At 68.9% G+C, this 26,199-nt stretch carries 22 protein-coding genes, 1 other RNA gene and 1 pseudogene; 14 read left to right on the forward strand and 10 right to left on the reverse strand.

All coding sequences use genetic code 11. The features are described from left to right. Positions 1-106: 106 nt before the first annotated feature. From lipB to RBB84_RS09975, 3 genes are all read left to right on the forward strand, one after another. On the forward strand, positions 107-886 hold the full coding sequence (gene lipB / locus RBB84_RS09965) for a lipoyl(octanoyl) transferase LipB (protein WP_006554407.1): 780 nt from the start codon (positions 107-109) through the stop codon (positions 884-886). Positions 887-940: 54 nt separating this feature from the next. Then, complete coding sequence (lipA, locus tag RBB84_RS09970; protein ID WP_006554408.1) at positions 941-1,951, forward strand: lipoyl synthase; 1,011 nt, start codon at positions 941-943, stop codon at positions 1,949-1,951. An 83-nt stretch (positions 1,952-2,034) separates the two neighbouring features. Further along, positions 2,035-2,775: a DUF4191 domain-containing protein gene (locus RBB84_RS09975; protein ID WP_033097792.1), complete on the forward strand. Its 741-nt coding sequence runs from the start codon at positions 2,035-2,037 to the stop codon at positions 2,773-2,775. A 111-nt stretch (positions 2,776-2,886) separates the two neighbouring features. Here RBB84_RS09975 and RBB84_RS09980 read toward each other — a convergent pair whose 3' ends face one another. Continuing rightward, the gene (locus RBB84_RS09980) at positions 2,887-3,363 is read right to left on the reverse strand and encodes an RDD family protein (protein ID WP_033097791.1); all 477 of its coding nucleotides are present in this window, start codon (positions 3,361-3,363) and stop codon (positions 2,887-2,889) included. 210 nt (positions 3,364-3,573) lie between these two features. Here RBB84_RS09980 and glnA (RBB84_RS09985) point away from each other — a divergent pair, with 210 nt between their 5' ends. The 4 genes from glnA (RBB84_RS09985) (at position 3,574) to RBB84_RS10000 (ending at position 8,479) form a co-directional block, all read left to right on the forward strand. Then, positions 3,574-5,010, forward strand: coding sequence for a type I glutamate--ammonia ligase (gene glnA, locus RBB84_RS09985; protein ID WP_006554411.1), 1,437 nt, complete (start codon positions 3,574-3,576; stop codon positions 5,008-5,010). A 225-nt stretch (positions 5,011-5,235) separates the two neighbouring features. Continuing rightward, complete coding sequence (locus RBB84_RS09990) at positions 5,236-5,676, forward strand: Fur family transcriptional regulator (protein ID WP_052040105.1); 441 nt, start codon at positions 5,236-5,238, stop codon at positions 5,674-5,676. Positions 5,677-5,713: 37 nt separating this feature from the next. Next, entirely contained in the window at positions 5,714-7,897 is a 2,184-nt protein-coding gene (katG, locus tag RBB84_RS09995; RefSeq protein WP_198162512.1) for a catalase/peroxidase HPI, read from the forward strand. Between the two features lie 246 nt (positions 7,898-8,143). Next, positions 8,144-8,479, forward strand: a complete 336-nt coding sequence (locus RBB84_RS10000; protein WP_033097790.1) for a hypothetical protein — start codon at positions 8,144-8,146, stop codon at positions 8,477-8,479. A gap of 7 nt (positions 8,480-8,486) precedes the next feature. Here the strand turns inward: RBB84_RS10000 and RBB84_RS10005 are convergent, their stop codons facing one another. The 3 genes from RBB84_RS10005 to RBB84_RS10015 form a co-directional block, all read right to left on the reverse strand. Next, complete coding sequence (locus RBB84_RS10005; RefSeq protein ID WP_033097789.1) at positions 8,487-11,498, reverse strand: bifunctional [glutamine synthetase] adenylyltransferase/[glutamine synthetase]-adenylyl-L-tyrosine phosphorylase; 3,012 nt, start codon at positions 11,496-11,498, stop codon at positions 8,487-8,489. Between the two features lie 14 nt (positions 11,499-11,512). Further along, on the reverse strand, positions 11,513-12,850 hold the full coding sequence (gene glnA / locus RBB84_RS10010; protein ID WP_006554416.1) for a type I glutamate--ammonia ligase: 1,338 nt from the start codon (positions 12,848-12,850) through the stop codon (positions 11,513-11,515). Positions 12,851-12,935: 85 nt separating this feature from the next. Then, a complete protein-coding gene (locus RBB84_RS10015; protein WP_064255548.1) occupies positions 12,936-14,486 on the reverse strand; it encodes an alpha/beta hydrolase in 1,551 nt (516 codons plus the stop codon). A gap of 185 nt (positions 14,487-14,671) precedes the next feature. Between RBB84_RS10015 and panB the strand changes: the two genes are divergently transcribed. From panB to pip, 4 genes are all read left to right on the forward strand, one after another. Next, entirely contained in the window at positions 14,672-15,532 is an 861-nt protein-coding gene (gene panB, locus RBB84_RS10020) for a 3-methyl-2-oxobutanoate hydroxymethyltransferase (RefSeq protein ID WP_033097787.1), read from the forward strand. A gap of 112 nt (positions 15,533-15,644) precedes the next feature. Further along, positions 15,645-18,347: a cation-transporting P-type ATPase gene (locus tag RBB84_RS10025; protein WP_033097786.1), complete on the forward strand. Its 2,703-nt coding sequence runs from the start codon at positions 15,645-15,647 to the stop codon at positions 18,345-18,347. A gap of 71 nt (positions 18,348-18,418) precedes the next feature. Beyond that, a complete protein-coding gene (locus RBB84_RS10030) occupies positions 18,419-18,859 on the forward strand; it encodes a hypothetical protein (protein WP_033097808.1) in 441 nt (146 codons plus the stop codon). 3 nt (positions 18,860-18,862) lie between these two features. Continuing rightward, entirely contained in the window at positions 18,863-19,822 is a 960-nt protein-coding gene (pip, locus tag RBB84_RS10035) for a prolyl aminopeptidase (RefSeq protein WP_019289797.1), read from the forward strand. Between the two features lie 6 nt (positions 19,823-19,828). Here pip and RBB84_RS10040 read toward each other — a convergent pair whose 3' ends face one another. From RBB84_RS10040 to rnpB, 4 genes are all read right to left on the reverse strand, one after another. Continuing rightward, positions 19,829-20,431 (reverse strand): CHAP domain-containing protein, encoded by a 603-nt coding sequence (locus RBB84_RS10040; RefSeq protein ID WP_019289798.1) that lies wholly within the window; start codon positions 20,429-20,431, stop codon positions 19,829-19,831. Continuing rightward, positions 20,421-21,830 (reverse strand): RNB domain-containing ribonuclease, encoded by a 1,410-nt coding sequence (locus tag RBB84_RS10045; protein WP_033097785.1) that lies wholly within the window; start codon positions 21,828-21,830, stop codon positions 20,421-20,423. The genes RBB84_RS10040 and RBB84_RS10045 overlap by 11 nt, the downstream gene beginning before the upstream one ends. A gap of 43 nt (positions 21,831-21,873) precedes the next feature. Continuing rightward, positions 21,874-22,056, reverse strand: a complete 183-nt coding sequence (locus RBB84_RS10050; RefSeq protein ID WP_006554424.1) for a hypothetical protein — start codon at positions 22,054-22,056, stop codon at positions 21,874-21,876. Positions 22,057-22,324: 268 nt separating this feature from the next. Next, positions 22,325-22,732: RNase P RNA component class A (gene rnpB, locus RBB84_RS10055), an RNA gene on the reverse strand. Positions 22,733-22,787: 55 nt separating this feature from the next. On the opposite strand from rnpB, the gene RBB84_RS10060 reads away from it, so the two are divergent. The 3 genes and pseudogenes from RBB84_RS10060 to RBB84_RS10070 all read left to right on the forward strand — a co-directional run bounded on the left by RBB84_RS10060 (position 22,788) and on the right by RBB84_RS10070 (position 24,300). Continuing rightward, positions 22,788-23,309 (forward strand): DUF1697 domain-containing protein, encoded by a 522-nt coding sequence (locus RBB84_RS10060; RefSeq protein ID WP_019289801.1) that lies wholly within the window; start codon positions 22,788-22,790, stop codon positions 23,307-23,309. A 300-nt stretch (positions 23,310-23,609) separates the two neighbouring features. Next, a pseudogene (locus RBB84_RS10065) lies at positions 23,610-23,779 on the forward strand (lipase family protein); the annotation flags it as partial. Between the two features lie 131 nt (positions 23,780-23,910). Beyond that, on the forward strand, positions 23,911-24,300 hold the full coding sequence (locus tag RBB84_RS10070) for a hypothetical protein (protein WP_350247443.1): 390 nt from the start codon (positions 23,911-23,913) through the stop codon (positions 24,298-24,300). On the opposite strand, the gene RBB84_RS10075 is transcribed toward RBB84_RS10070, so the two are convergent. Both RBB84_RS10075 and RBB84_RS10080 read right to left on the reverse strand, forming a co-directional pair. Beyond that, on the reverse strand, positions 24,278-25,438 hold the full coding sequence (locus RBB84_RS10075) for a bifunctional RNase H/acid phosphatase (RefSeq protein ID WP_033097784.1): 1,161 nt from the start codon (positions 25,436-25,438) through the stop codon (positions 24,278-24,280). The two genes, RBB84_RS10070 and RBB84_RS10075, sit on opposite strands and share 23 nt — an antisense overlap. Next, complete coding sequence (locus RBB84_RS10080) at positions 25,435-26,172, reverse strand: C4-type zinc ribbon domain-containing protein (RefSeq protein WP_033097783.1); 738 nt, start codon at positions 26,170-26,172, stop codon at positions 25,435-25,437. Before RBB84_RS10080 ends, RBB84_RS10075 begins: the two co-directional genes overlap by 4 nt. Positions 26,173-26,199 lie beyond the last annotated feature (27 nt).

A 26,199-nucleotide genomic window follows, 5' to 3' on the forward strand; every position in this document is an offset into this window, starting at 1 on the left:
GTCCGACGACCTCCGACGGGGGCATCACCACTGCCGTGATGCCCCCGTCGGCGTCCGCGCCACAGCGGGTGCCCTCCCCCTGCGGTGCGGCGTAGAGTTCAGGAACATGAGTGATCCCTCGTCTTCCGCCCGTTCCGATTCGGCTCCCGTCGCCGTCGCATGTCTCGGAACCCTCGGTTATCTCGAGGCCTGGGAGAGGCAGCGCGAACTCGCGAACGAGCGCGCCGACGGCATCGGCGCCGACACCCTGCTCCTGCTCGAACACCCGCCCGTCTACACGGCCGGGCGCCGCACCGAGGACGGCGACCGCCCCACCGACGGCACGCCCGTCATCGACGTCGACCGCGGCGGCAAGATCACCTGGCACGGCCCCGGGCAGCTCGTGGGCTATCCCATCGTCAAGCTCGCCGAGCCGATCGACGTCGTCGGCTACGTGCGTCGCGTCGAACAGGGCCTGATCCGCGTCTGTACCGACATGGGCCTGAACTGCGGCCGCGTGGAAGGACGCTCCGGTGTCTGGCTTCCCGCCGAGCTGCGCGACGGGCACTGGCTCCCCGAACGCAAGATCGCTGCGATCGGCATCCGGGTGCAACGTGGTGTCGCCATGCACGGCTTCGCACTCAACTGCAATTCGGCTCTCGACGCGTTCGACTCGATCGTCCCGTGCGGCATCCGCGACGCCGGAGTCGCGTCGCTCACCGGCGAACTCGGCCGGGAGGTCACCGTCGACGACGTGATCCCGGCCGTCACCGAGGCCGTCATCGCCGCTCTCGACGGCCGAATCCCCGTGACCGAGTGCGACATCGAGCGGGTCACCTTCGAGCACGCCGTCGGGGCGTCCGGAATTCCCACCACCACCCCGGAATTCACGACACACCGGTTCTGAAGGGCGGTCGCACCCGCCGGGTCCGGGCAGGACCGGCGGCGTACGATCGAGTGCGTGACTGTGGCCCCAGAAGGACGCAAGCTGCTGCGGATCGAGACCCGAAACGCGCAGACGCCGATCGAACGCAAACCCAACTGGATCAAGACCCGGGCGAAGATGGGCCCGGAGTACACCGACCTCAAGGGCCTGGTGCGACGCGAAGGTCTGCACACGGTCTGTGAGGAAGCCGGTTGTCCCAACATCTACGAGTGCTGGGAAGACCGCGAGGCGACATTCCTCATCGGTGGCGAGCAGTGCACCCGTCGCTGCGACTTCTGCCAGATCGACACCGGTAAGCCCGCCGCGCTCGACCGCGACGAGCCGCGTCGTGTCGCCGAGTCGGTCCGCTCGATGGGTCTGCGCTACTCCACGATCACCGGCGTCGCCCGCGACGATCTGCCCGACGGCGGCGCATGGCTGTATGCCGAGACGGTGAAGCAGATCCACGCGCTCAACCCGGGCACCGGCGTCGAGAACCTCATCCCCGACTTCAACGGCAAGCCCGACCTGCTGCAGGAGGTCTTCGAGTCGCGTCCCGAGGTGCTCGCGCACAACGTCGAGACCGTGCCGCGGATCTTCAAGCGCATCCGTCCGGCCTTCCGCTACGAGCGGTCGCTCGACGTGATCCGGCAGGCCCGCGACTTCGGACTGGTCACCAAGTCCAACCTCATCCTCGGCATGGGCGAGACCCCCGAGGAGGTCACCGAAGCGCTGCACGACCTGCACGCCGCCGGCTGCGACATCATCACGATCACCCAGTACCTGCGGCCCTCCCCGCTCCACCATCCGGTCGAGCGCTGGGTCAAGCCGCAGGAGTTCGTCGATCACTCCGAGACCGCCCGCGAGATCGGGTTCGCCGGTGTGATGGCCGGTCCGCTGGTGCGTTCGTCGTACCGCGCCGGTCGCCTGTACGCACAGGCGATGGCCCACCACGGACGCGAACTTCCCGCCGACCAGGCGCATCTCGCCGAGGAGGGCACGGCGTCCCAGGAAGCCGGCGCCGTTCTCGCGCGCTTCGGCAACTGACCTCCCGCCGCTCGTCGCGGCAGGTCCTCAGGCGGCCCCGGTGGTGGTAAACGTGCCACCACCGGGGCCGTATCCTTGAGTACATGGCGAAGGGCAGCAAGACCGACAAGGAAGCGAAGGCCGCGGCGAAGGCCGCACGCAAGCAGGCGTCGAAGGAGCGTCGAACCCAGCTATGGCAGGCGTTCCAGATCCAGCGCAAGGAGGACAAGGCACTCCTGCCGTGGATGATCGGTGCCCTCGTCGGTTCGATCGTGGTGTTCTTCCTCGTCGGCCTGATCTTCGACATCCAGTGGTTCCTGCTGCCGGTCGGCATCCTCGTCGGCGTCCTGTTGGCCTTCATCATCTTCGGGCGCCGCGTGCAGAAGAGCGTGTACGCGAAGGCCGACGGTCAGGCCGGTGCGGCCGCGTGGGCGCTCGACAACCTGCAGGGCGCGTGGCGCGTGAGCCAGGCGGTCGCGGGCACCACCCAGCTCGACGCCGTGCACCGCGTCATCGGACGTCCCGGCATCATCCTCGTCGGTGAGGGCAACCCCGGTCGCGTGAAGGGCCTGATGGCCCAGGAGAAGAAGCGGGTCGCGCGTCTCGTCGGCGACACCCCGATCTACGAGTTCGTCGTCGGCAACGAGGAGGGCCAGATCCAGCTCTCCCAGCTGCAGAAGCGTCTGAACAAGCTGCCCCGCAACATCGATACCAAGCGGATGGACACCATCGAAGGTCGCCTGTCGGCGCTGAGCACGAAGAAGTCCGGGCCGGCCATGCCCAAGGGCCCGCTTCCCGCCGGCGCGAAGATGCGCAGCGTGCAGCGCACCATGCGCCGCCGCTGATCTTCCGAACTACGCCGAAGGCCGCCTCTCGTCCCGGGGACGAAGGCGGCCTTCGGTGTATGCGGAGAAGTTTGCGGGTGGTCGCGGTCAGCGCGAACGGACGCCTGCGCGTCAGCGCGAACGGACGACCGCGGTGCCCGTGGCGCGATCCTGCAGGCCGCGACCGTCGATGTCGGTGACGAGCGCCGGGGCGATGAACACCAGTAGCACCTGACGTGCGAGCGCGCGCACGATGCCGACCCTCGCGGGGGCGTCCACCCGCACGACCTGCAGCCCGGCGACGAACTGTCCGGGGGTGAACGAGAACAGGCTCACGCATCCCACGCCCACCACGAACCAGATGATGAGGGTGTACGACGACAGCAGCGGACTCTCGAGCGGGTTGCCCCCGACGAGGCCGGCCGCGATCGCCATGGACATGAACCAGTCGACCGCGAGGGCGAGTACCCGGCGGACGGTGGGCACCATGGAGCCGGGGCCGTGTTCGGGGAGGCCGAGCAGTTGCCCGGGATAGTCCTGCTCCTGCTGGAGACCTTTGGGAAGCGCCGCAGCAGGCCCGGAAAGCCAACTGCCCGTCATGCGTGCCATGGCACCAGGATAAGCTCTCATGGGCGGACCAGCGTCGACCCGTGTTGGCCGCGGTGACTTATACCACCTTTTCGACCTCACAGCAGGACGAAGGCATGTGTAACACCCGCGAAACATAGGCTTGATGGACGGGCAACACCAGATCCATAACGTCTGATCCGACGCAGGCGCCCAGCACCCATGGCGCGCACCGACTGAAGGAGCACAAGCGTGGCGTTCACCACGGCCGAAGAGGTCATCAAGTACATCGCGGAAGAGAACGTCGAGTACGTCGATATCCGCTTCACGGACCTGCCCGGCATCGAACAGCACTTCTCGATCCCGGCGAAGGCGTTCAACGAGGACGTCTTCGAGGACGGCCTGGCATTCGACGGATCCTCCGTGCGGGGTTTCCAGTCCATCCACGAGTCGGACATGCTCCTGCTCCCCGATGTGACGACCGCCCGCATCGATCCCTTCCGCGCCGCCAAGACCCTGAACGTCAGCTTCTTCGTCCACGATCCGTTCACCCGTGAGTCCTACAGCCGCGACCCCCGCAACGTCGCGCGTAAGGCCGAGGAATACCTGATCAGCACCGGCATCGCCGACACCGCCTTCTTCGGTGCCGAGGCCGAGTTCTACATCTTCGACTCCGTCTCCTACGACTCGAAGATGAACGGCGCGTTCTACGAGCTCGATTCGATCTCCGGCTCGTGGAACACCGGCGCCGAGTACAACGCCGACGGCACCCCGAACCGCGGCTACAAGGTCCGCCCGAAGGGTGGCTACTTCCCCGTCGCTCCGTACGACCACTACGTCGACCTGCGCGACGAGATCTCCACCAACCTGCAGCTCGCCGGCTTCGAGCTCGAGCGCGGCCACCACGAGGTGGGCACCGGCGGCCAGGCCGAGATCAACTACAAGTTCAACACGCTGCTCTCCGCAGCCGACGACCTGCAGCTGTTCAAGTACATCGTCAAGAACACGGCGTGGAAGAACGGCAAGACCGCCACCTTCATGCCGAAGCCGCTCTTCGGCGACAACGGCTCGGGCATGCACGTGCACCAGTCGCTGTGGAAGGACGGCAAGCCGCTGTTCCACGACGAGTCCGGCTACGCGGGTCTGTCCGACCTCGCCCGCTGGTACATCGGCGGCATCCTCCACCACGCGCCGTCGCTGCTCGCCTTCACGAACCCGACGATCAACTCGTACCACCGTCTGGTGCCGGGCTACGAGGCTCCGATCAACCTCGTGTACAGCCAGCGCAACCGTTCGGCCGCCGTGCGTATCCCGATCACGGGCAACAACCCGAAGGCCAAGCGTCTCGAGTTCCGCGCTCCCGACTCCTCGGGTAACCCCTACCTGAACTTCGCGGCGCAGATGATGGCCGGCCTCGACGGCATCAAGAACAAGATCGAGCCGCTCGCTCCGGTCGACAAGGACCTCTACGAGCTCCCGCCGGAGGAGGCCAAGAACATCCCGCAGGCCCCCACCAGCCTGTCGGCCGTGATCGACAACCTCGAGCGCGACCACGAGTACCTCACCGAGGGCGGCGTCTTCACCACCGACCTCATCGAGACCTGGATCTCGCTCAAGCGCGAGCAGGAGATCGCTCCGGTCAACCTGCGCCCGCACCCCTACGAGTTCCAGCTGTACTTCGACTGCTGAGTCGAGTCCGGTAAGCACTCTTCGAGAGGCCGTTCGTCCCTTCCGGGACGGGCGGCCTCTCGCCTTGTCTGCGCCCCTTCCGCTCCGGCATCCTCGCGCGCCGAAACGGGGTTCGCCCCTGCTGCAGCAGCAGCAAGCCCCGGTTCGGCGCGCGAGAATCGTTTGTTCGTCATCGAATCCGGCGAAATCGCGACCGGTTCCAGAAAAGTGGTCCATAGTGGGCACGTGCCCTCGACGCGGGATTTCTCCGAGCGGTTACGCGCGGCCGGTCTTCGCGTGACCCGACAGCGTCTGGCGGTGCTCGATGCGGCGCACGAGCACCCGCACGCCGATGCCGATCGCATCTTCGACGCGGTCGGCGCCGTCGTTCCCGGCATCGGTCGGCACACCGTGTACGACATCCTTCACGCACTCTCGGCACACGGCCTGCTCCGACGAATCCGGCCCGCAGGTTTCCACGCGCGGTACGAGGTGCGTGTCGGCGACAGTCATCACCACCTCGTCTGCCGGTCCTGCGCCGTGATCTCGGATGTCGACCACACCGTCGGTGACTCGCGTTGCCTGTCACCGGTGGACGACGCAGGTTTCGACGTCGACGAGGCCGACGTCGTCTTCTGGGGCCTGTGCCGCGACTGTTCGACAGACGATCCACGACAACAGCCCTGAATCGGTCCGATCGACCCTGATCCGGAAGGAAACCGCAGTGTCCGAAAGCGAAAACCCGGCAGTCCCCTCCCCCGAGCCGTCACCGCACCGGCCGAGGACCAATCAGGACTGGTGGCCGGACCAGCTGGATTTGACGGTCCTGCACCAGCATTCACCGCTGTCCAATCCGTTGGAACCCGACTTCGACTACTCGAAGGAAGTCGAATCCCTCGACGTCGAGGCGCTCCGTCAGGATCTGATCGACCTGATGACGGATTCCCAGGACTGGTGGCCGGCCGACTTCGGTCACTACGGGGGTCTGTTCATCCGTATGAGCTGGCACTCGGCCGGCACCTACCGCATCGCCGACGGTCGCGGTGGTGGCGGCAAGGGCGCGCAGCGGTTCGCTCCGCTCAACAGCTGGCCCGACAACGTCAGCCTCGACAAGGCCCGTCGTCTCCTGTGGCCGATCAAGCAGAAGTACGGCCGCAAGCTCTCCTGGGCCGACCTGCTGGTCTTCGCCGGCAACTGCGCCTACGAGTCGATGGGGTTCACGACGTTCGGCTTCGCGTTCGGCCGCGAGGACATCTGGGAGCCCGACGAGGTCTTCTGGGGCCCGGAGGACACCTGGCTCGGCGACGAACGCTACGCCGGTGAGCGCGAACTCCAGGGCCCGCTGGGCGCCGTCCAGATGGGTCTGATCTACGTCAATCCCGAAGGCCCCAACGGCAACCCGGAGATCCTCGCGTCCGGACGCGACATCCGCGAGACGTTCGCCCGGATGGCGATGAACGACGTCGAGACGGCCGCGCTCATCGTCGGCGGTCACACCGTCGGCAAGACTCACGGTGCCGCCCCGGCCGACAATCTCGGGCCCGAACCCGAGGGTGCCCCGATCGAACAGCAGGGTCTCGGCTGGAAGAACTCGTACGGCACCGGTGTCGGTGGCGACACGATCACCAGCGGTCTCGAGGTCACCTGGACGCCCACTCCGACCAAGTGGGACAACAGCTTCCTCGAGACGCTGTACGCCTACGAGTGGGAGAAGACCAAGAGCCCCGCCGGTGCGTGGCAGTGGACGCCGAAAGGCGGTGCCGGCGCGGACACCGTGCCCGACGCCCACGACCCGACGAAGAAGCACGCGCCGGGCATGCTCACCAGCGACCTCGCGTTGCGCTACGACCCCGTCTACGGCGAGATCACCCGGCGCTGGCTCGACCATCCCGAGGAACTCGAGCAGGAGTTCGCCAAGGCGTGGTTCAAGCTGCTGCACCGCGACATGGGTCCGATCTCGCGGTACCGGGGGCCGTGGATCCCGGAACCGCAGATCTGGCAGGACCCGGTGCCGGAGGTCGACCACGAGCTGATCGACGACAGCGACGCCGCCTCCCTCAAGGCGAAGATCCTCGACTCGGGAGCGACGATCCCGCAGCTCGTCGCCACCGCCTGGGCGTCGGCTGCGAGCTTCCGCGGCACCGACAAGCGCGGCGGCGCGAACGGCGCGCGCGTGCGGCTCGAGCCGCAGAAGAACTGGGAGGCCAACGAACCCGAACAGCTCGCACAGGTGCTGCAGATCCTCGAGGGCATCCAGCAGGACTTCAACGGCTCCGGCGGCAACAAGAAGGTCTCCCTGGCGGACCTGATCGTGCTCGCCGGTAACGCCGCGGTGGAGAAGGCCGCCAAGGATGCGGGACACGACATCACGGTTCCGTTCTCCCCCGGCCGCACCGATGCGACGCAGGAGTGGACCGACGTCGAGTCGTTCGAGGTGCTCGAGCCGAAGCACGACGGTTTCCGCAACTACCTGCGCGGCGGCGAGAAGCTCCCGCCCGAGAAGTTGTTCCTCGAGCGCGCCAACCTGCTGACGCTGACCGCTCCCGAGACGACGGTGCTCGTCGGCGGTCTGCGTGCGCTCGGCGCGAACCACGGCGGCAGCAAGCACGGGGTCTTCACCGACCGGCCGCAGACCCTGACGAACGATTTCTTCGTCAATCTGCTCGACATGGGGACCGAGTGGAAGGTCTCGCAGAACAGCGAGGGCGTCTACGAAGGACGCGCTCGGGGATCGGACCAGGTCAAATACACCGCGACCGCCGTCGACCTGGTCTTCGGGCACAACTCGCAGCTGCGGGCGCTCGCCGAGGTCTACGCGACCGACGATGCCGGCCCGAAGTTCGTCCGCGATTTCGTCGCGGCCTGGACGAAGGTGATGAACCTGGATCGTTTCGATCTGAAGAAGTGACCGCGCCGACGGTCCACGACCGCGCCTGACGCACCGTCCCGGAGCCACCCCTCGTGTTCGGCGGGTGGCTCCGTCGTGTGCAGGGGGTCGTGCGCAGGTCCGCCGAGCCGAAACCGACTGGACAGCCGTACTGCACACGGGTGTACCGTGAGGACACAGCTTTGGTGATGTTCGTCACGCCCGCTCGCGGGGGAGTGGATGCGACGTGGTCCGTATCCGAACGACACGTCTCCTCGGGAGGCCACCATGCGTAGATCCCTCGTTTCGGCAGCATGCGCCGCCGTCATGCTGTCCCCCGTCCCTCTATCCGTCGCACTCGCGGGCACCGCAGCGGCGCAGACCGACATTTCCGTCGTCGGCATGTCGCAGGAGCAGGCACAGCACGTGCTCTCCGACGCGGGAGTCCCCTACATCATCCTCAACCGTTCCGGCAGCACCATGCAGAACTGCAGGGTGACCGAGCAACGCGACCGTGGCTACGACGTCGAGGTCGAGTACGACTGGGACCACGAGAACAAGGAATGGGACAAGACCGAGGTCGAGGTCTGGCGAGGACTCGCACTCGTCGTCTTCTGCGACTGACGGTCCGTCAGTCCCAGAACACCCGCTCGACGACCGCCCGCGCACGACGCGTGACGCGTAGGTAGTGGTCGAGGAACTCCGACGCGTCCTCACCACGCCACCCCGTCACGCGGGCAACGGCTTCGAGCAGCCGCCCCGGCCCCGGGAGCTGGTCGGTCGGTTTGCCGCGGACGAGCACGAGACAGTTCCGCGCATCCGTCGCGGTGATCCATGCCGTGCGCAGGAGTTCGACGTCGGTCGCGCTGAGCAGTTCCGCCGCGCCGATGCCGTCGAGGGCCTCGAGCGTCGAGGTCGTGCGGAGCGCCGGGAGCCGGTAGGCGTGCTGGAGCTGCAGCAGCTGCACGGTCCATTCGATGTCGGCGAGACCGCCCCGTCCGAGTTTGGTGTGGGTGGCCGGGTCGGCCCCGCGCGGCAGCCGCTCGGAGTCCACGCGTGCCTTGATGCGCCGGATCTCGCGGACGGCCTCCTGCGAGACCCCACCCTCGGGATAGCGCACGTCGTCGATCATGTGCAGGAAGCGGGTGCCGAGCTCGCGGTCACCCGCGACGGCGTGTGCACGCAGCAGCGCCTGTACCTCCCACACCTCGGCCCACTGCGTGTAGTACGCCCGGTAGGAAGCGAACGTCCGGACGATGGGACCGCTGCGACCTTCCGGACGCAGATCCAGATCGACCTCGAGCGGTGGGTCGGTGCTCGGCGCGCCGAGCAGTCGCCGCACCTGCTCGGCGATGCTCGTGGCCCACTTGACCGCATCGGTCTCGTCGGCGTCCGGCAGCGGGTCGCACACGAACAGCACGTCCGCGTCGGATCCGTAGCCGAGTTCGCCGCCTCCGAGCCGGCCCATCCCGATCACCGCGATACGCGCCGGCGCCGGTCCGCGGGACTGTTCCGAGCCCCGGATCACCGCGTCGAGCGCGGCTTCGAGGACACCCGCCCATACCGTGGACAACGCCCGGCACACCTGCGGCACGTCGAGCATGCCGAGGATGTCGGCGCTCGCGACGCGCGCGAGTTCGGCGCGGCGCAGCGAACGCGCGGCGGCGATGGCGCGAGCGGGATCGGAGTAGCGCGACGACGATGCGACGAGGGCGCGCGCCACCTCGGGCGGGTTCGCCTCGAGCAGCCGCGGCCCGGTCGAGGCGTCGGCGTACAGGCGGATGACGTCGGGAGATTTCACCAGCAGGTCGGCGACATAGGCCGACGAGCCGAGCACCGTCATGAGGCGTTCGGCCACCGCCGGTTCGTCGCGCAGCACCCGCAGGAACCAGACGGTGTCGTAGAGCGCATCGGACAGCCGTCGGTAGGCGAGCAGACCGGCGTCGGGATCGGTTGTCTCCCCGAGATATTCGAGCAACTGCGGGAGCAGCAGCGCCTGAATGCGCGCCTTGCGTGAGGCCCCGCCGGACAGCGCAGCCAGGTGTTCCATCGCGTGCTGCGGGGCGTTGTAGCCCAGCGCGGCGAGCTGGCGGACGGCCGCGTCGGGCGACAACCGCAGCGCTTCCTTGTCGAGCTTGCTCACCGAGTCCAGCAGCGGCCGGTAGAACAGGCGCGCGTGCAGTTTGCGGATCCGCGACGAGTTGCGCTTGATCTCCGATTCGAGAACGCCGAGCGCGTCCTTGCGTCCGTCCGGTCGCATGTGGGCGGCACGGGCGAGCCAGCGCAGCGCCTCGCGGTCCTCCGGGGGAGGCAGGGTATGGGTCCGCTTGAGCCTCTGCAACTGCAACCGGTGTTCGAGCAGGCGGAGGAATTCGTAGGACGCCCGCATGTTCGCCGCATCGTCGCGGCCTACATAGCCGCCGTCGGCGAGCGCGCACAGCGCTTCGACGGTGTTGGGGACGCGGAGCGACTCGTCGACGCGGCCGTGCACGAGTTGCAGCAACTGCACGGCGAATTCGACGTCGCGGAGGCTGCCGCGTCCGAGCTTGAGTTCGCGCTCGCGCAGTTCGGGCGGGACCATCTCCTCGACCCGGCGCCGCATCGCCTGCACATCGGGGACGAAGTCCTCGCGTTCGGAGGCGGTCCACACCATCGGGCTCATGGCGTCGATGTACCGGCGGCCGAGGTCGAGATCCCCGGTCATCGGTCGCGCCTTGAGCAGTGCCTGGAACTCCCAGGTCTTGGCCCACCGGTTGTAGTACGCGACATGGGATTCGAGGGTGCGGACGAGTTCGCCGCGCTTGCCCTCCGGGCGCAGCGCGGCATCGACCTCGAAGAACGCCGACGTGCCGATGCGCATCATCTCGCCGGCGATCCGGCTCGCCCGGGCATCGGCGGGTTCGGCGACGAACACGACGTCGACGTCGCTGACGTAGTTCAGTTCGCGCGCACCGCACTTGCCCATCGCGATGACGGCGAGGTCGATCGGGCACGGGCCGTCCGGAATCACCGTGGACACGGCCACCGCGAGCGCCGCGGTCAGCGCCGCATCGGCGAGGTCGGCGAGCAGCGCACCGACCTCGAGATAGGGCACCACCGGTTCGTTCTCGACCACCGCGGCGAGATCGGCGGCGGCGATCAGCATGAGCTGGTCGCGGTAGGTGGTCCGCAGCGCCGCGACCGCGTGTGGGCCGACGAGTCCGGCCCGGTGGATCAACCGGCCGGGCCGCCCGTCGGGCTCGGGCTCGGCGTCGACGCTGTCGAGCATCCGCGCCGTGAAGGTGTGCTTGTCGGGCAGCGCCGCGCTGCCCGCGAGCATCGTCCAGCGATCCGGATTGGCGACGACGTGGTCGCCGAGCGCCGACGACGCACCGAACAGCCCGAACAGCCGGCCGCGCAGGCCTGTGTCCGTGCGGAGCGCCGAGTCGAGGTCCGTCCAGTCGTCACCGAGCGCGTCGGCCAGTCGCACGAGAGTGCGCAACGCCAGATCCGCGTTCGGGGCACGGGACAGCGACCACAGCAGTTCGACGCTGTCGGCGTCGTTCCATCCGAGTCGAGCGAGTTCGGCAGGGGCGGTCGGCTCGACGAGGCCGAGCCGACCGGGGCCGGGAACTACCGAACGCGCGCTGGGCGGTCTCACCACGTTTCCATCGTCGCTTACAACCCCAGGTACTGCTCGAGTTCGAACGGGGTGACCTGGCTGCGGTAGTTCTCCCACTCCCGCCACTTGTTGCGCAGGAAGTAGTCGAAGACGTGCTCACCGAGGGTCTCGGCGACGAGTTCGGACTTCTCCATCTCGCGCAGCGCGATGTCGAGATCGGTGGGCAGTTCGCGGTAACCCATGGCGCGACGCTCGGCGGAGGTCAGCGACCACACGTCGTCCTCTGCCTCGGGTGCGAGCTCGTAACCCTTCTCGATGCCGCGCAGACCGGCCGCGAGCAACACCGCGAAGGTGAGGTAGGGATTGCACGCCGAGTCGGGGGTGCGGATCTCGACGCGCCGCGACGACGCCTTGTTCGGGGTGTACATCGGGACACGCACGAGCGCGGAGCGGTTGGACGGACCCCAGCAGGCGGCCGTCGGTGCCTCTCCCCCGTGCACGAGACGCTTGTACGAGTTGACCCACTGGTTGGTGACGGCGCTGATCTCGTTGGAGTGTTCGAGGATGCCGGCGATGAACGCCTTGCCGGTCGCCGAGAGCTGCAGCGGGTCGTCCGGGTCGTGGAAGGCGTTGGTCTCACCTTCGAACAGCGACATGTGGGTGTGCATCGCCGAACCGGCGTGGTCGCGGAAGGGCTTGGGCATGAAGGTGGCCCGCACGCCCTCCTGCATCGCGATCTCCTTGACCACGTAGCGGAAGGTCATGACGTTGTCGGCCATGGACAGCGCATCGGCGTAGCGCAGGTCGATCTCCTGCTGGCCCGGTGCGGTTTCGTGGTGGCTGAACTCCACCGAGATACCCATGGATTCGAGCGCGTCGATGGCGTGACGCCGGAAGTGCGGGGCGGAACGGTGCACCGACTGGTCGAAGTAGCCGCCGATGTCGGCCGGCACGGGTGCACTGCCCTCGGGGCCGTCCTCGACGAGGAAGAACTCGATCTCGGGGTGCACGTAGCAGCTGAACCCGAGATCGGAAGCCTTGTTGAGCTGACGCCTCAGCACGTGGCGGGGATCGGCCCAGCTCGGGGTGCCGCCGGGCATGGTGATGTCGCAGAACATCCGGGCCGAGTACTGGTGGCCCCGGTCGTCGCTCCAGGGCAGCACCTGGAAGGTGGTGGCGTCGGGACGCGCAACCATGTCGGCTTCGGAGATGCGGGAGAAGCCCTCGACGGCCGAGCCGTCGAAGCCGATGCCCTCCTCGAAGGCCCCTTCGAGTTCGGCAGGCGCGATCGCCACCGACTTGAGAGTGCCGACGACGTCGGTGAACCACAGACGCACGAACCGAATGTCGCGCTCTTCGAGGGTGCGGAGCACGAACTCCTTCTGGCGATCCATACCCGCGAGACTAGGCACAATCCGTTAATTCCGTGTTACATCGGCAGGCGCATCCGGATGGCGTGTCGCTCACACGCCCCTCCGGTCAACAGCGAGGATCCCGCGCGGGCACCTCGAGATCCACCAGATAGCTGGTCACAGCGGTGTCCACGCACTCGTTGCCGTCCAGGGCGACGGTGTGCTGCGTTCCCTCGAAGGTCACCAGGACACCACCGAGCCGGGCGGCGAGTTCGACCCCCGCGTCGTAGGGGGTCGCGGGATCCCCGGTCGTCGAGACCACGAGCACGGGCGGCAGATCGCGAACGTCGGGAGTGTGCGGTTCCCCGGTGGCCGGCACCGGCCAGAAGGCACAGACGTCGAGGGCCGCCGATCCGGTGCCGCGGCCGTCGTCGAGGAAGGGTGCGGCCGCGCGGAACCGCGTGTCGAGTTCGCCCGCGAGCGCGCGGTCGGTCACCGGTGGGTCGTCCACGCACCGGATCGCGTTGAAAGCGTCGGTGATGTTGCTGTAGGTGCCGTCCTCGCCCCGCCCTTCGTAGAGATCGGCGAGCCGCAACAGGGTGTCGCCGGTGCCGGTGCTCGCGAGCGACTCCAGCCCGCCGCGCAACGACCCCCACAGCGTCGGCGAGTACAACCCCTGCTGCACGCCGGTGATCGCGTCGCGGTGACTCAGTCCGCGCGGGTCGGTCGTGGGTGCGGGAGCGTCGAGCAGCGGGTCGACGAGCCCCCGGAACCGCTCGGCGGCCCGGGCCGGATCGGCCCCGAGGGGGCACCCCGCGTACTGCGCACAGTACGCCGCGAATTCGTCGAAGGCCTTCTGGAAGCCCACGGCCTGCAGCACGATCTCCTCGACCGGGTCCTGCTCCGGATCGATCGCACCGTCGAGCACCATCGCCCGCACCCGGCCCGGGAAGGCCTCGGCATAGAGGGTGCCGAGCCGGGTGCCGTAGGAGTAGCCGAGATAGGTCAGCGCGTCGTCCCCGAGGACCCCGCGGAGGACGTCCATGTCCTGCACGACCTCGCGCGTGCCGAGGTGCGCGAGCAGATCCGTGCCGTTGCGTTCGGCGCACAGCTCCGCGTACTCCTGATTGCGCTTCTCCGTCGCGGCGATGCCCTCAGGGCTCGTGTCCCCGTCGTCCACAGCACGGTCGGCGTCGAACTCGGCGTCGGTGAGGCAGCGGACCGCCGGTTCGGACGATCCGACACCGCGGGGGTCGAAGCCGACCACGTCGAAGCGGTCGGCGAGGACGGTGCCGTCGGCCGCGAGCGCGGTGGACAGTCCCGAGGCGCCCGGGCCGCCGGGGTTGACCAGCAGGGAACCGATCCGGTCGCCGCCGGCGGGCAGTCGCGACACCGCGAGGGTGATCACCTCACCGTCCGGGTCCTCGTAGTCGAGGGGAACCTCGATGCGTGCGCACTCCACACCCTGCCGCACCATCATCGGTCCGTCGGCGTCGTACGGCCCGCACGACTCCCAGTCGACGTCCTGCTCATAGAACCGTTCGAGGCCCGGAACCACTCCGACCGCCGACGGCTGTCGTTGTTCCTGCGCGGTGTCACCGCACGCGGTCGCCGCGGCAGCGGCCACGAGCGCCAGGACGGACAGACGACGGATGCGCGCGCGAGCAGGGTGGGGCACGATCCGATCGTGCCATGCCCCGGTCAACCTGCAGCGACACGACCTGCACTCTCTTCCGAGCGGTCGTTCGGTGTGACGAATCGCACCGCTGCGCGGCCTTCGCGCTCTCCGGGCCGAGTGGCAGACTGAGACAGTCATCACCCGACCCGGGGACCCCGAGGGCCTCGAGGAAGAAAGGGACAGTGATGTCCGACAACGTGACGTCCGTATACGGCGGCGCGGCCTCCGCTTCAGCCCCTGCCGACACCCCCAAGCGCAAGACACGAGTCCATCACCTGCAGGCGATGAAGGCCGAAGGCCGCCGCTGGGCAGAGTTGACGGCCTACGACTACTCCTCCGCCCGCATCTTCGAGGAGGCGGGTATCCCCGTCCTGCTCGTGGGCGATTCCGCAGCCAACGTCGTCTACGGTTACGACACCACGGTGCCCGTGACCGTCGACGAACTCCTCCCCCTCGTCCGCGGCGTAGTGCGCGGTGCTCCGCACGCGCTCGTCGTCGCCGACCTGCCGTTCGGCTCGTACGAGGCCTCGCCTGAACAGGCCCTCGCCACGGCCGTGCGGTTCATGAAGGAGGGCGGCGCCCACGCGGTGAAGCTCGAGGGTGGCGAGCGGATGGCTCCGCAGATCGCCGCGATCACCGCCGCCGGCATCCCCGTGCAGGCACACATCGGCTTCACCCCGCAGTCCGTGAACACACTCGGCGGGTTCCGGGTGCAGGGCCGCGGCGACGGCGCCGAGCAGCTCGTCGCCGACGCGATCGCCGTCCAGGAGGCAGGCGCCTTCTCCGTCGTGATGGAGATGGTGCCGGCCGACCTGGCCGGGCAGGTCACCCGCAAGCTGAGCATCCCGACCGTCGGCATCGGCGCCGGCAACGAGTGCGATGCCCAGGTCCTCGTCTGGCAGGACATGGCCGGCTACACGAGCGGGAAGACCGCGAAGTTCGTCAAGAAGTTCGGACAGGTGGGCGACGAACTGCGCCGCGCCGCAACACAGTACGCAGCAGAGGTCGGGCAGGGCACCTTCCCGGGGCCCGAGCACTCCTTCTGACGATCGCTCGTTTGCCGAGGGGCACCACCGACCGCGGTGGTGCCCCTCGTGCGTCCGGGATCACCGCCGTCCCGGGGTGCCCGCGGAAGCGACACTGAGTAAAATTCCGGTAATGAGCCACCCCTGGCACGCACTCGATTCCGGTGACACGCTCGCCCGGCTCGAGACCACCGAAGCGGGACTGACCACGGCCGAGGCGACCCGCCGGCGGGAGCTGTACGGACCCAATGCGCTGCCCGCTCCCCGCTCGGATCGCTGGTGGTGGCGACTGCTGCGACAGTTCCACAACGTCCTGCTGTACGTGATGATGGCGGCCGCTGTCGTCACCGCGTTCCTGGGCCACTGGATAGACACGGCAGTCCTGATGGGTGCCGTGATCGTGAACGCGCTCATCGGTTTCGTCCAGGAGGGTCGCGCCGCGTCCGCGCTCGACTCGATCCGTGCCATGCTCGCGCCCCGGACGCGGGTCCACCGCGACGGCCGGATCGTCGACATCCCCGCGGCAGATCTCGTGCCGGGCGACGTGGTGCGCCTCGCCTCCGGCGACCGCGTCCCCGCCGACCTGCGGATCCTGAGCTCGCGTGAGCTGCGCATCGACGAGGCGGCCCTGACCGGTGAATCCGTGCCCGTCGCCAAGACACCGGACCCGGTCGACGCCGACACCGAACTCGGCGACCGCAGATCGACGTGCTTCACCGGCACCGTCGCGGTTTTCGGCCAGGGTGACGGCGTGGTGATCGCGACCGGCTCCGACACCGAACTCGGCCGCATCAATGCCCTGTTGTCGGGTGTCGACCGCGCGGCCACACCGTTGCTCGAGCAGATCGGCCGCTTCGGCCGTTGGCTGGCGGCGGTCATCCTCCTCGCGTCCGCCGTGACCTTCGCGCTCGGTGTCGTGTGGCGCGGCGAGAGCCCGGCGGAGATGTTCACCCTCGTGGTCGCGTTGGCCGCCTCCGCGATCCCCGAGGGACTCCCGGCCGTGATGACCGTGGCCCTGTCCCTCGGCGTGCAACGCATGGCCCGGCGCAACGCCGTCATCCGGCGCCTTCCTGCCGTCGAGACCCTCGGCTCGGTGACGGTGATCTGCTCCGACAAGACGGGCACGTTGACCCGCAACGAGATGACCGTGCAGAAGGTCGTGTGTGCGCACCGCACCGTCGAGGTGGGCGGTGTCGGTTACGCGCCGATCGGTTCGATCATCGCCGCCGAGAGTGGCGATCCGGTCGATCCGCACACCGACCCGGCACTCGATCTGGCCGTCCGCGCCGGTGTCCTGTGCAACGACACCGAGGTGGTCGAGGAGGACGGCGTGTGGGAGGTGCACGGCAACCCCACCGAGGCAGCGCTCGTCGTCCTCGGCCGCAAGGCCGGCCTGCCCACCGCGGCGGCCCACGAGCGGTGGCCGCGCCTCGATGTCGTCCCGTTCGAATCCGAACACAAGTTCATGGCGACCCTGCACCCGCACGACGACGGTCGCCGCGAACGCATCCTGCTCAAGGGCGCCCCGGAGCGGGTCCTCGTCGCCTGCACCGGCCAGCTCGGCGCCGACGGCGTGGTACGCCCCGTCGACGAGGCCTACTGGACCCGCCGCGCCGACGAGATCGCGGCCCAGGGCCTGCGCGTGCTGGCCCTCGCGTTCCGCGACCGCGAACCGGAGGACGGCGTGCTCGCCTTCGAAGACGCCCGGCACGACTTCACGATGCTCGCTCTGGTCGGCATCATCGACCCGCCGCGCGAGGAGGCGATCACGGCGGTGCGCGAATGCCACCGCGCCGGGATCACGGTGAAGATGATCACCGGTGACCACGCCGCCACCGCCGCCGAGATCGGGGCGCAGATGGGTCTCGGCACGGGTTCGCGGGCGATGACCGGCGCCGAGATCGAGACCCTCGACGATGCGGAACTGCGCCGGGTCGTCGCGGAGACGGACATCTTCGCGCGCACCAGTCCCGAGCACAAACTCCGTCTGGTGCGCGCCCTGCAGGCCGGCGGTCACGTCGTGGCGATGACCGGCGACGGTGTGAACGACGCGCCGGCGCTTGCGCGGGCCGACGTCGGGGTCGCGATGGGCATGACCGGAACCGAGGCCGCCAAGGAAGCGGCCGACGTCGTTCTCGCCGACGACAATTTCGCGAGCATCGCCGCCGCAGTCCGCGAGGGCCGCGGCGTCTACGACAACCTGAAGAAGTTCGTCCTCTTCATGCTGCCCACCAACGGCGGTGAGGCGCTGGTGGTCGTCGCCGCCATCCTCTTCCAGCTCACCCTGCCGCTCACACCCGCGCAGGTGCTGTGGATCAACCTCGCCACCGTCAGCACCCTCGGTCTGGCGCTCGCGTTCGAACCGACGGAGAAGTCGGTCATGCTCCGCAGGCCGCGACCGCCCGGGGAATCACTGCTGTCCCGCTTCTTCGTCTGGCGCGTGGTGATGGTGTCGGTGCTGATGATGGTCGGCTCGCTCGGCCTGTTCCTGTGGGAACTCGACCGCGGTGCACCGGTGGAGGTCGCGCGCACGCTCGCGGTGGACGCGATCGTCGTGGCCGAGATGTTCTACCTGCTCAACAGCCGCCGCATCCGCGACACGGTCCTCACCCGCGACGGGCCGTTCGGGAACCGGTACGTGCTTGCTGCGATCGCGGCGTGCGCCGCGTTGCAACTGTTGTTCACCTACGCCCCGTTCATGCAGGCGATCTTCGGGTCCGCCGCGATCTCGTGGGCGGACTGGGGCAAGGTGCTCGCGGCGGGCCTGCTGGTGTTCGTCGTCGCCGAGTTCGAGAAGTGGGTGGTCCGGCGCCTGCGACCGGCACCCGTGTCCTGACCGCCGACGGCCCCGTCCCCGGCCGGTGGCAGACTCGACGACGATCCGACCGTACGACCCGTGAGGTGTCCATGCAGATCCGCTCCAGTCTCGTTCCCGCCGTCGCCGTCGCGCTGGCAGGTGTTCTCGCGGCGTGCGCGCCGGCCCAGGACCCGGCACCGACCGGCACGTCCACCGAGTCCCCGGTGACGACGGAGACGACATCGGCTGCGGGGTCGAGCCCCGCGGAGGCCGGAGCGGGTGGCTTCACCGAGGCGCAGGCCGCAGATCTGTGTGCACGCCTCGAGGGCCAGCTGTCGAACTGGCGCACCTACACCCCCTCGGTGGGGCGCGGTGGCCTCAACATCCTCGTCGGCGAATGGGGTGCGGCGAACGGTGTCGACCTCGTCGCGCTCGCGGGCGACCGGGGCCGCATCGACGCGGCGACCTCCGCGCAGTGCCCGGAGGTGCGCGAGGAGGCCGTGCAGGCACTCGAGATCCCCGATCTCGCGTCGGGTCTCGTCGGGTTCTGACCCGTGGAGCGACGCGAACTGTATCCGCCGATCGAGCCGCACGAGACGGGCATGCTCGACGTCGGTGACGGCCAGCAGCTGTACTGGGAGGTCAGCGGCAACCCGCAAGGCAAGCCCGTGGTCTTCCTCCACGGTGGTCCGGGTGGCGGCACCGCACCCCTGCACCGGCGCTTCTTCGATCCGGGCGCCTACCGGATCGTGTTGTTCGACCAGCGCGGCTGCGGCCGGTCGCAGCCCCACGTGGCCGACGGCGCCGATCTGTCGGTCAACACCACCGACCATCTGGTCGCCGACATCGAGCGGCTGCGCACCTTCCTCGGTGTGGACCGGTGGATGGTCTTCGGCGGGTCGTGGGGCTCGACGCTCGCCCTCGCCTACGCCCAGCGGCACCCCGAGCACGTCACCGAACTCGTCCTGCGCGGGATCTTCCTGCTGCGCCGCAGCGAGATCGACTGGTACTACAACGGCGGCGCCGGGCAACTGTTCCCTGAGGCGTGGGAAGGATTCTGTGCCCCGCTCGCCACCACTGGGCCCGGCGAGCATCCCGTGGACGTCTACCACCGCCTGCTGCACTCGACCGATCCGGACGTCGCCCTGAACGCGGCGATCGCGTGGTCCACCTGGGAGGGCGCCACGAGTTCACTGCTGCCGAACCCGGATCGCGTCGCGGAGACGGCCGAACCCCGGTTCGCGTTGGCCTTCGCTCGTATCGAGAACCACTACTTCCACCACCGTGGCTTCTTCGACGAGGGGGCACTCCTGCGCGACGCGCATCTGCTGCGCGACATCCCGGGCGTGATTGTGCAGGGCCGCTACGACGTGGTGTGCCCGACGCGCAGCGCGCACGACCTGCACGAGGCGTGGCCGTTCTCCCGCCTGCACATCGTCGACGACGCGGGCCATGCGGCGACCGAACCGGGAATCGTGCACCGGCTCGTCGAGACCACCGACACCTTCCGCTGACCCGGATCAGCCCGGCAACCGCCCGAAGCCGACCACGGCGTCGTCCCCGGTCACGTCGAGTTCGTGGACGCGGATGCGGCCCATCTCGTTTCCGCCGACGGTGATCGCGGAATCACCGTCGACGGCGACGACGATGTTCGTGTGCTCGCGCTGACCGACACCGATCCTGTTGTGGTACAGCACCACATCGCCGACCTCCGGCCGGTAACCCGTTCCTGCCGGTTCGTAGCGGCCCGTCTGCTCGTAGTACTCCTGGAGTGTGTACACGCCCGGGATCCGCCAGTGGCCCGAATGCGGATTGGACAGCGGCACACCGGCTTCCCGCATGATCCAGCTGACGAAGTCGGCGCACCACGGTTCGCGGACACCCTCCGAGTAGAACGTGCCGGGCTTCTGCGCCTCGTGCTGCTCCTCGAGCAGTTCGACGATCCGCACCTGCGTCGGTGTCAACGCCGACGTGTCGATCTCGGGGAACGACGCACTGTCCCAGGGGAACAGCCGGTTCGGCAGGATCCACCACACGAGCACCGCGAGCGCCGCGCACAACGCGACCGCGACGGCGAGGACGGCAGCGACCGGACGTCGCCGCCGCGTGGTCTCACCGGTCATGGTCGAAGCGGATCTTGCGGGCCTGCGGGTCGGCGAGGGTGAGCCGCACCCGCACGGTGCTGCCCTCCTCGGGTGCCCCGCCGCACGGGCCGATGACGGTCTCGGAGGCGACGAACACCTCGGCGTCATGCCGGTCGGTGGCTTCCTTCAGCACCGTCGCCTCGAAGGTCTCTCCCACTCGCGGCGCGAGCACGACGGCCTCGGCCAGGTCGATGCACGCCCGGTTCACCTTGCCGGCGAGCGAATCGGTCGACGACATGATCTTCGGCATCGCGGACAGTTCGGCGCGCACCGCCTCCGGGACGGGCAGGCCCGACGACACCGCGAGGCACACCTCGGTGGCGTATCGGTCGGACAACCGGCGCAACGGCGCGGTGACATGCGCGTAGGGCGCGCCGATCGCTCCGTGCAGGATGGTCTCGGGCAGGTCACCGTCGAAGGCGGCATAGGACGCCCCGCGCAGTAGCGTCGGCGCTTCGCTCATCAACACGAGCGTGCGCGGATCGTGGGCGTCGAGTCCGGCGAGGAAGGACCCGACTCCCATCTCCGGCGGCCACGGCACGTCCAACGACCGAGCGGTGCGACGCAGCCCGTCGACCGCCGCGGGATCGGCGGCGGGAAGGGTGCGCAGCAGACCGACCCCGGCGTCGATCATCATCTGCGCGGCGCACATTCCGGTGAGCAGCGAGATCTCGGAGTTCCACTCGTCGGCCTCGGTCCGCGGTTCGATCTGCAGCCTCCAGCCGTCGCCGTGCGGCACGACGTCCTGCGTGGGCAGACGCAGTTCGATCGCGCCGCGCGCGAGCGCCGCGGCCGAGCGCAACCGGCCGAAGTCGGGCAACGCCTCGACGGACGGATGCAACCTGTCCGCGTCGGCGTCGCGCTGCACTCCGGCGTAGTCCATGCGCGCGACCGACCGGACGAGCGCACGCCGCACGCTCACCGCGACGGGCTCCCCGCCGTGGTCGGTCTCGATCCGCCACAACGCCGCCGGGCGGACGGCGTCCGGCAGCAGGCTCGCCGTGCCCTCGGACAGCTCGCGTGGATGCAACGGCACCGAGCCGTCGGGCAGATAGTAGGTCTGCCCGCGGCGGTGCGTCTCGGCGTCCAGTGCGCCACTCGGTTCGACGAGTGCGTACACGTCGGCGATCGCGTAGTGCAGCACGAAACCGTCGTCGGTGCGTTCGAGGTGCAGCGCCTGATCGAGATCCATCGATCCGGGTGGGTCGATGGTCACGAGCGGCAGGTCGGTGCGGTCCTCGCGGACGTCCGCGTAGCGGTCGGCCGCCTGCCGTGCCTCGTCGAGGGCATCCGACTGGAAGCCGTCGACGAGGTCGAATTCGGCGCGCACGTCGGCGAAGTCGATCGCCGGCGCGACGACGATGGGAGTGGTCACCACGATGCTCGGGAACTCCTGCGGTTCCGGGTGCTCGTCGTCGAACTCAACCGTTCTTCCAGTCGTCGTCGGCGGCGTCGGCCGCCTTGTTCCGCTCTGCCGCGATCTCCAGCGCCCGCTGAGCGGTCTCCCGATCCGGGTAGGGCCCCATGCGGTTGAGGGCGTGCGGATCCTTGCCCTGGGAGACCTTCCCCGTACGCACGTCGTAGTACCAGCCGTCGTCGCTCATGGTCTCAGTGTGCCCGAACGACGTCCTCGTGTACGGGCAACCCGTCGGCGGGCGTGGCGCGGTACTGTCGGGCCGCACACATGTGCTCGATGTCCGAACGCGCATGTGCTCGATGTCCGAACGAAGGAGCACGCCATGTCCTACATCCTCTACGACGCGTTGCTGCCCTGGCTGGGTCCGGATGCGGCCTCCTACTGGGCGCACCTGCTGGTCATCTATCCGATCTGACCCGACCGGTAGCAACGCGGTGGGATCGGGAGACGCCGGGCGAACGAGCCGGCCTGTAAGCCGGATCCTGTCCCCCGCCGAAACGGGGTGGCGACCATCCATCTGGGCACACCGTCGCCGGGTACCTCGAGCGGTTCACCCGCAGGCTCGGGCGAGCAGCCCTCGAACACCTGCGCAGCCGCACCGCACGCGGTGCGACCTTCAACCTTGCTCCGGGCGGGGTTTACCTAGCCGCCCCGGTCACCCGGGGCGCTGGTGCGCTCTTACCGCACCCTTTCACCCTTACCTGCCGTACGGCAGGCGGTTTGCTTTCTGTGGCACTGTCCCGCGAGTCACCTCGGGTTGCCGTTAGCAACCGCCCTGCTCTGTGGAGTCCGGACTTTCCTCGATTCAGGGCCTGGCCCCATCCGGTACCGGTTCCCTGCTCCGCGGCCGCCCGGCCGACTCGTTCGCTCGACCAGACTATCCCGCGGCGTATCGGCGCCGCCAACTACGGTGCACTCATGACGCGACTCGTGGCCCTGCTCCGCGGAATCAACGTCGGCGGCATCCGCATCCGGATGGCCGATCTGAAGAAGGTCTTCGTCGGCCTCGGCTTCGAGAACGTCCGCACCGTACTCGCGTCCGGCAACGTGCTCTTCGACTCCGAGGACGACCCCGCCACCGCGAAGGCCCGGATCGAGGCCGCACTCACCGAGCGGTTCGGTTACGAGGCCTACACCTTCGTCGTCGAGCAGTCGTATCTCGCGCGGGTCGTCGAGGCGTATCCCTTCGACGACGCACGCGCCGACCGGCATTCGTACGTCGTGTTCGTCTCCGATCCCGCCGTACTCGAATCGCTGGCCGCCCTGTCGGACGATCTCGATCCGAATCTCGAGTGCATCGAGGTAGGCAAGAGGGTCCTCTACTGGCAGGTCGTGAAGGGCTCGACGCTCGACAGTGCCGTGGGGAAACAGTCGGGTTCGGCCCGGAACAAGGCGACGACGACCGTCCGGAACCTCAACACGCTGCGTCGACTGGCCTGACAGGGCACGTCGCCGGCCATCGCACCTGCGTACAGACTGCAGGTAGCGTCCCTCCTCGACATTCGGCCCGCCGGAAGGTCCAGGATGCGCAGACGCACCGGAGCATTCGCCTCGATCGCCGCGGCTGCACTCCTCGCGACCACACCGACGGTGGAGACCGCCGAGTCCGATACCGACTTCTACACGTCCCCTCCGGCCTTCGAGACGGCGCCGCTCGGCGACGTCCTGCGCACCGCATCGTCGGTCGCCGCCGTCGTCCCGAAAACCCCGGCCGTCCTCGACGCGGCCTTCACCCGCGTGATGTACCGCAGCGGTCTCGACCCCGACGGCCCGATCGCGTTCTGGGGATATTCGCAGGGCGGCATGGCATCCGCCTCGGCCGCCGAACTCGCCGCGACGTACGCCCCGAACTGTCGGTGGTCGGCGCCGTGGCCGGTTCACCGCCCGCCGACCTGGGCGACCTCGCCGTGGCCGGCGACGGATCCCTGCTCTCCGGCGGGATCGGCTGGGTCGTCGACGGTTTCATCTCGGCGACGAGCCGTGGGCGTCGCTGGTCGTCGAGCAGCAACTCAGCAACCGCGCCCCGGCAATGCCGGTCTTCGTGGCGCAGAGCACGGGCGACGACTTCGTGCTCGTCCAAGGGGTCGACCCCATGGTCGACAAGTGGTGCTCGGCCGGCGCCGACGTCACCTACCGCCGCTACGACGTCGGACCCGTTCTGACGAAGACCGGGACGGGCCATCTGATCGGCATGTTCCCGGCCGTCGTCGAAGGCCTCGACTGGCTCGATCAGCGGTTCTCCGGCCGGGAATCCCAGTCCGGCTGCACCGCCCGACATCCCGCCGGAAGAATTTCTCGGGACCGTGTAACACCCTCAGTCGGCCGACAGATAGACCTGATGAGTGGCCGCGCAGACAACCCCCCGACATGTCTGCGCGGCCACTTGTCGTTTCGCGACCGCTACGGGTTCACAGGTGCGAGGTGTCGTTGACGAGCCGCACGGACGAGCCGCCGTCCGCGTAGAACTCGGCGATGCTGAGCGACGCGAGATCCAGGTGCAGGCGGTACAGCAGCGACGGGCCGGACTCGAGCGCCATCTGCAGGAACGTCTTGATGGGCGTGACGTGCGAGACGACCAGCACGGTCGAGCCGACGTAGTCGGTCAGCAGGTCGTCGCGCACCGAGGCGATCCGCTTGGCGACCTCGTCGAAGCTCTCGCCGTTCGGGGGTCGCACGGAGGTGTCGCCGAGCCAGCGGCGGTGCAGTTCGGGATCGCGACGCGCGGCCTCGGCGAAGGTGAGACCCTCCCAGTCGCCGAAATCCGTCTCGATCAGCCCGTCGTGCACCGTCACCGGGAGATCGAGGGCGTCGGCGGCCGCAGCGGCCGTCTCCCGCGCTCGCCCCAGCGGTGACGCCAGCACGGCGGTGATCCCGCCGCGGGCACCGAGTCGCCTGGCCGCGGCGACCGCCTGGTCGCGACCGAGTTCGGTCAGCTCCGGGTTGCCCCGCCCCGAGTAGCGACGCTCGACCGACAGCGAGGTCTGCCCGTGACGCAGCAGCAGAAGACGGGTCGGTGACCCGACCGCACCGGTCCAGCCGGGTGAAGGCGGCACTGCCGGATCGGGCACAGGCACGGCCGGCGGGGTGGCGACGTTCTCGGCCCCCGCATTCGACGGCGCCACGGGACGCGTCACAGTGTCGGACGCGACGTCCAGCAGCGCTTCGGCGGCCGCGTCCATCGCGGCGTTGGCCAGCCGGTCGGCGTAGGCGTTCTCCGCACGCGGGATCCACGTGAAGTCGACGGTGCGGAACCGGCCGGCGAGCTCCCGCGCCTGCGCGGCCAGCGGGATCATGTCGGCATGCTTGACCTGCCACCGTCCGCTCATCTGCTCGACGACGAGCTTGGAATCCATGCGGACGTGCACCTCGTCGGCGCCGAGCTCGGCGGCGGCCGTGAGACCGGCGATCAGACCCTTGTACTCGGCGACGTTGTTCGTCGCGCGCCCGATGCTCGCCTGGCGTTCGGCGAGGACGGTCCGATGGTCGGCATCGAAGACCACGGCACCGTAACCGGCCGGTCCGGGATTCCCGCGAGAACCACCGTCCGCTTCGACGACGACCGTCGTCACAGTCCGGATTCCTTGGTGCGGACCAGGATCGCGTCGCACTCCGGGCACCGGACGAGCAGATCGGCGGGTGCGGCCGCGATCCGGGCGATCTCACCGCGGTCCAGTTCGAGACGGCACGCGCCGCAGCGGCGGGCCTGCAGCAGTGCGGCGCCGATGCCGGACTTCTCGCGCTGCTTCTCGTAGAGCGTCATCAGTTCCGTAGGGAAGACGGCGAGCAGTGCCTCGCGGTCGCTGCGGCACCGCTGCTCGGCCACCTCGATGTCGGCGAGCGCCTCGTCGCGGGCCCGGACGGCGTCGCCGAGCTGGTCGTCGACCTGCGAGACCCGCGCACCGGCGTGGTCGTGGTCGGCCTTCGACGCCTCACGACGCTCCATGACCTCGAGCAGGTCGTCCTCGAGTGCCGCCTGGCGACGCTCGAGGCTGGTGAGCTCGTGCTGCAGTTCGGTGAGCTGCTTCGATCCCACCGAGCCGCTCTGGAGCATCGACCGGTCGCGGTCGGCGCGCATGCGCACGGCCTCGATCTCGCCCTCGAGCTTCCGGATGTCCCGGTCGAGGTCGTCGAGGATGATCTCGACTGCCACCGCGGCGTCCTTGCGCGCGTTGCGCTCGGTCTGCAAGCGGTCCACCTCCTGCTGTTCGGGCAGTGTCCGACGGCGATGCGCGAGGCGGTTCAGCTCTGCGTCCACGGCGGCGAGGGACAGCAGCTTGGCCTGCACGGTGGGTTCGACGTTCACTCGGGTGGTTCCTGCTTTCGATGGTGT

It is taken from the genome of Rhodococcus sp. D-6 (genome assembly GCF_040256695.1).
In the GTDB taxonomy this organism is placed as follows: domain Bacteria; phylum Actinomycetota; class Actinomycetes; order Mycobacteriales; family Mycobacteriaceae; genus Rhodococcus; species Rhodococcus pyridinivorans.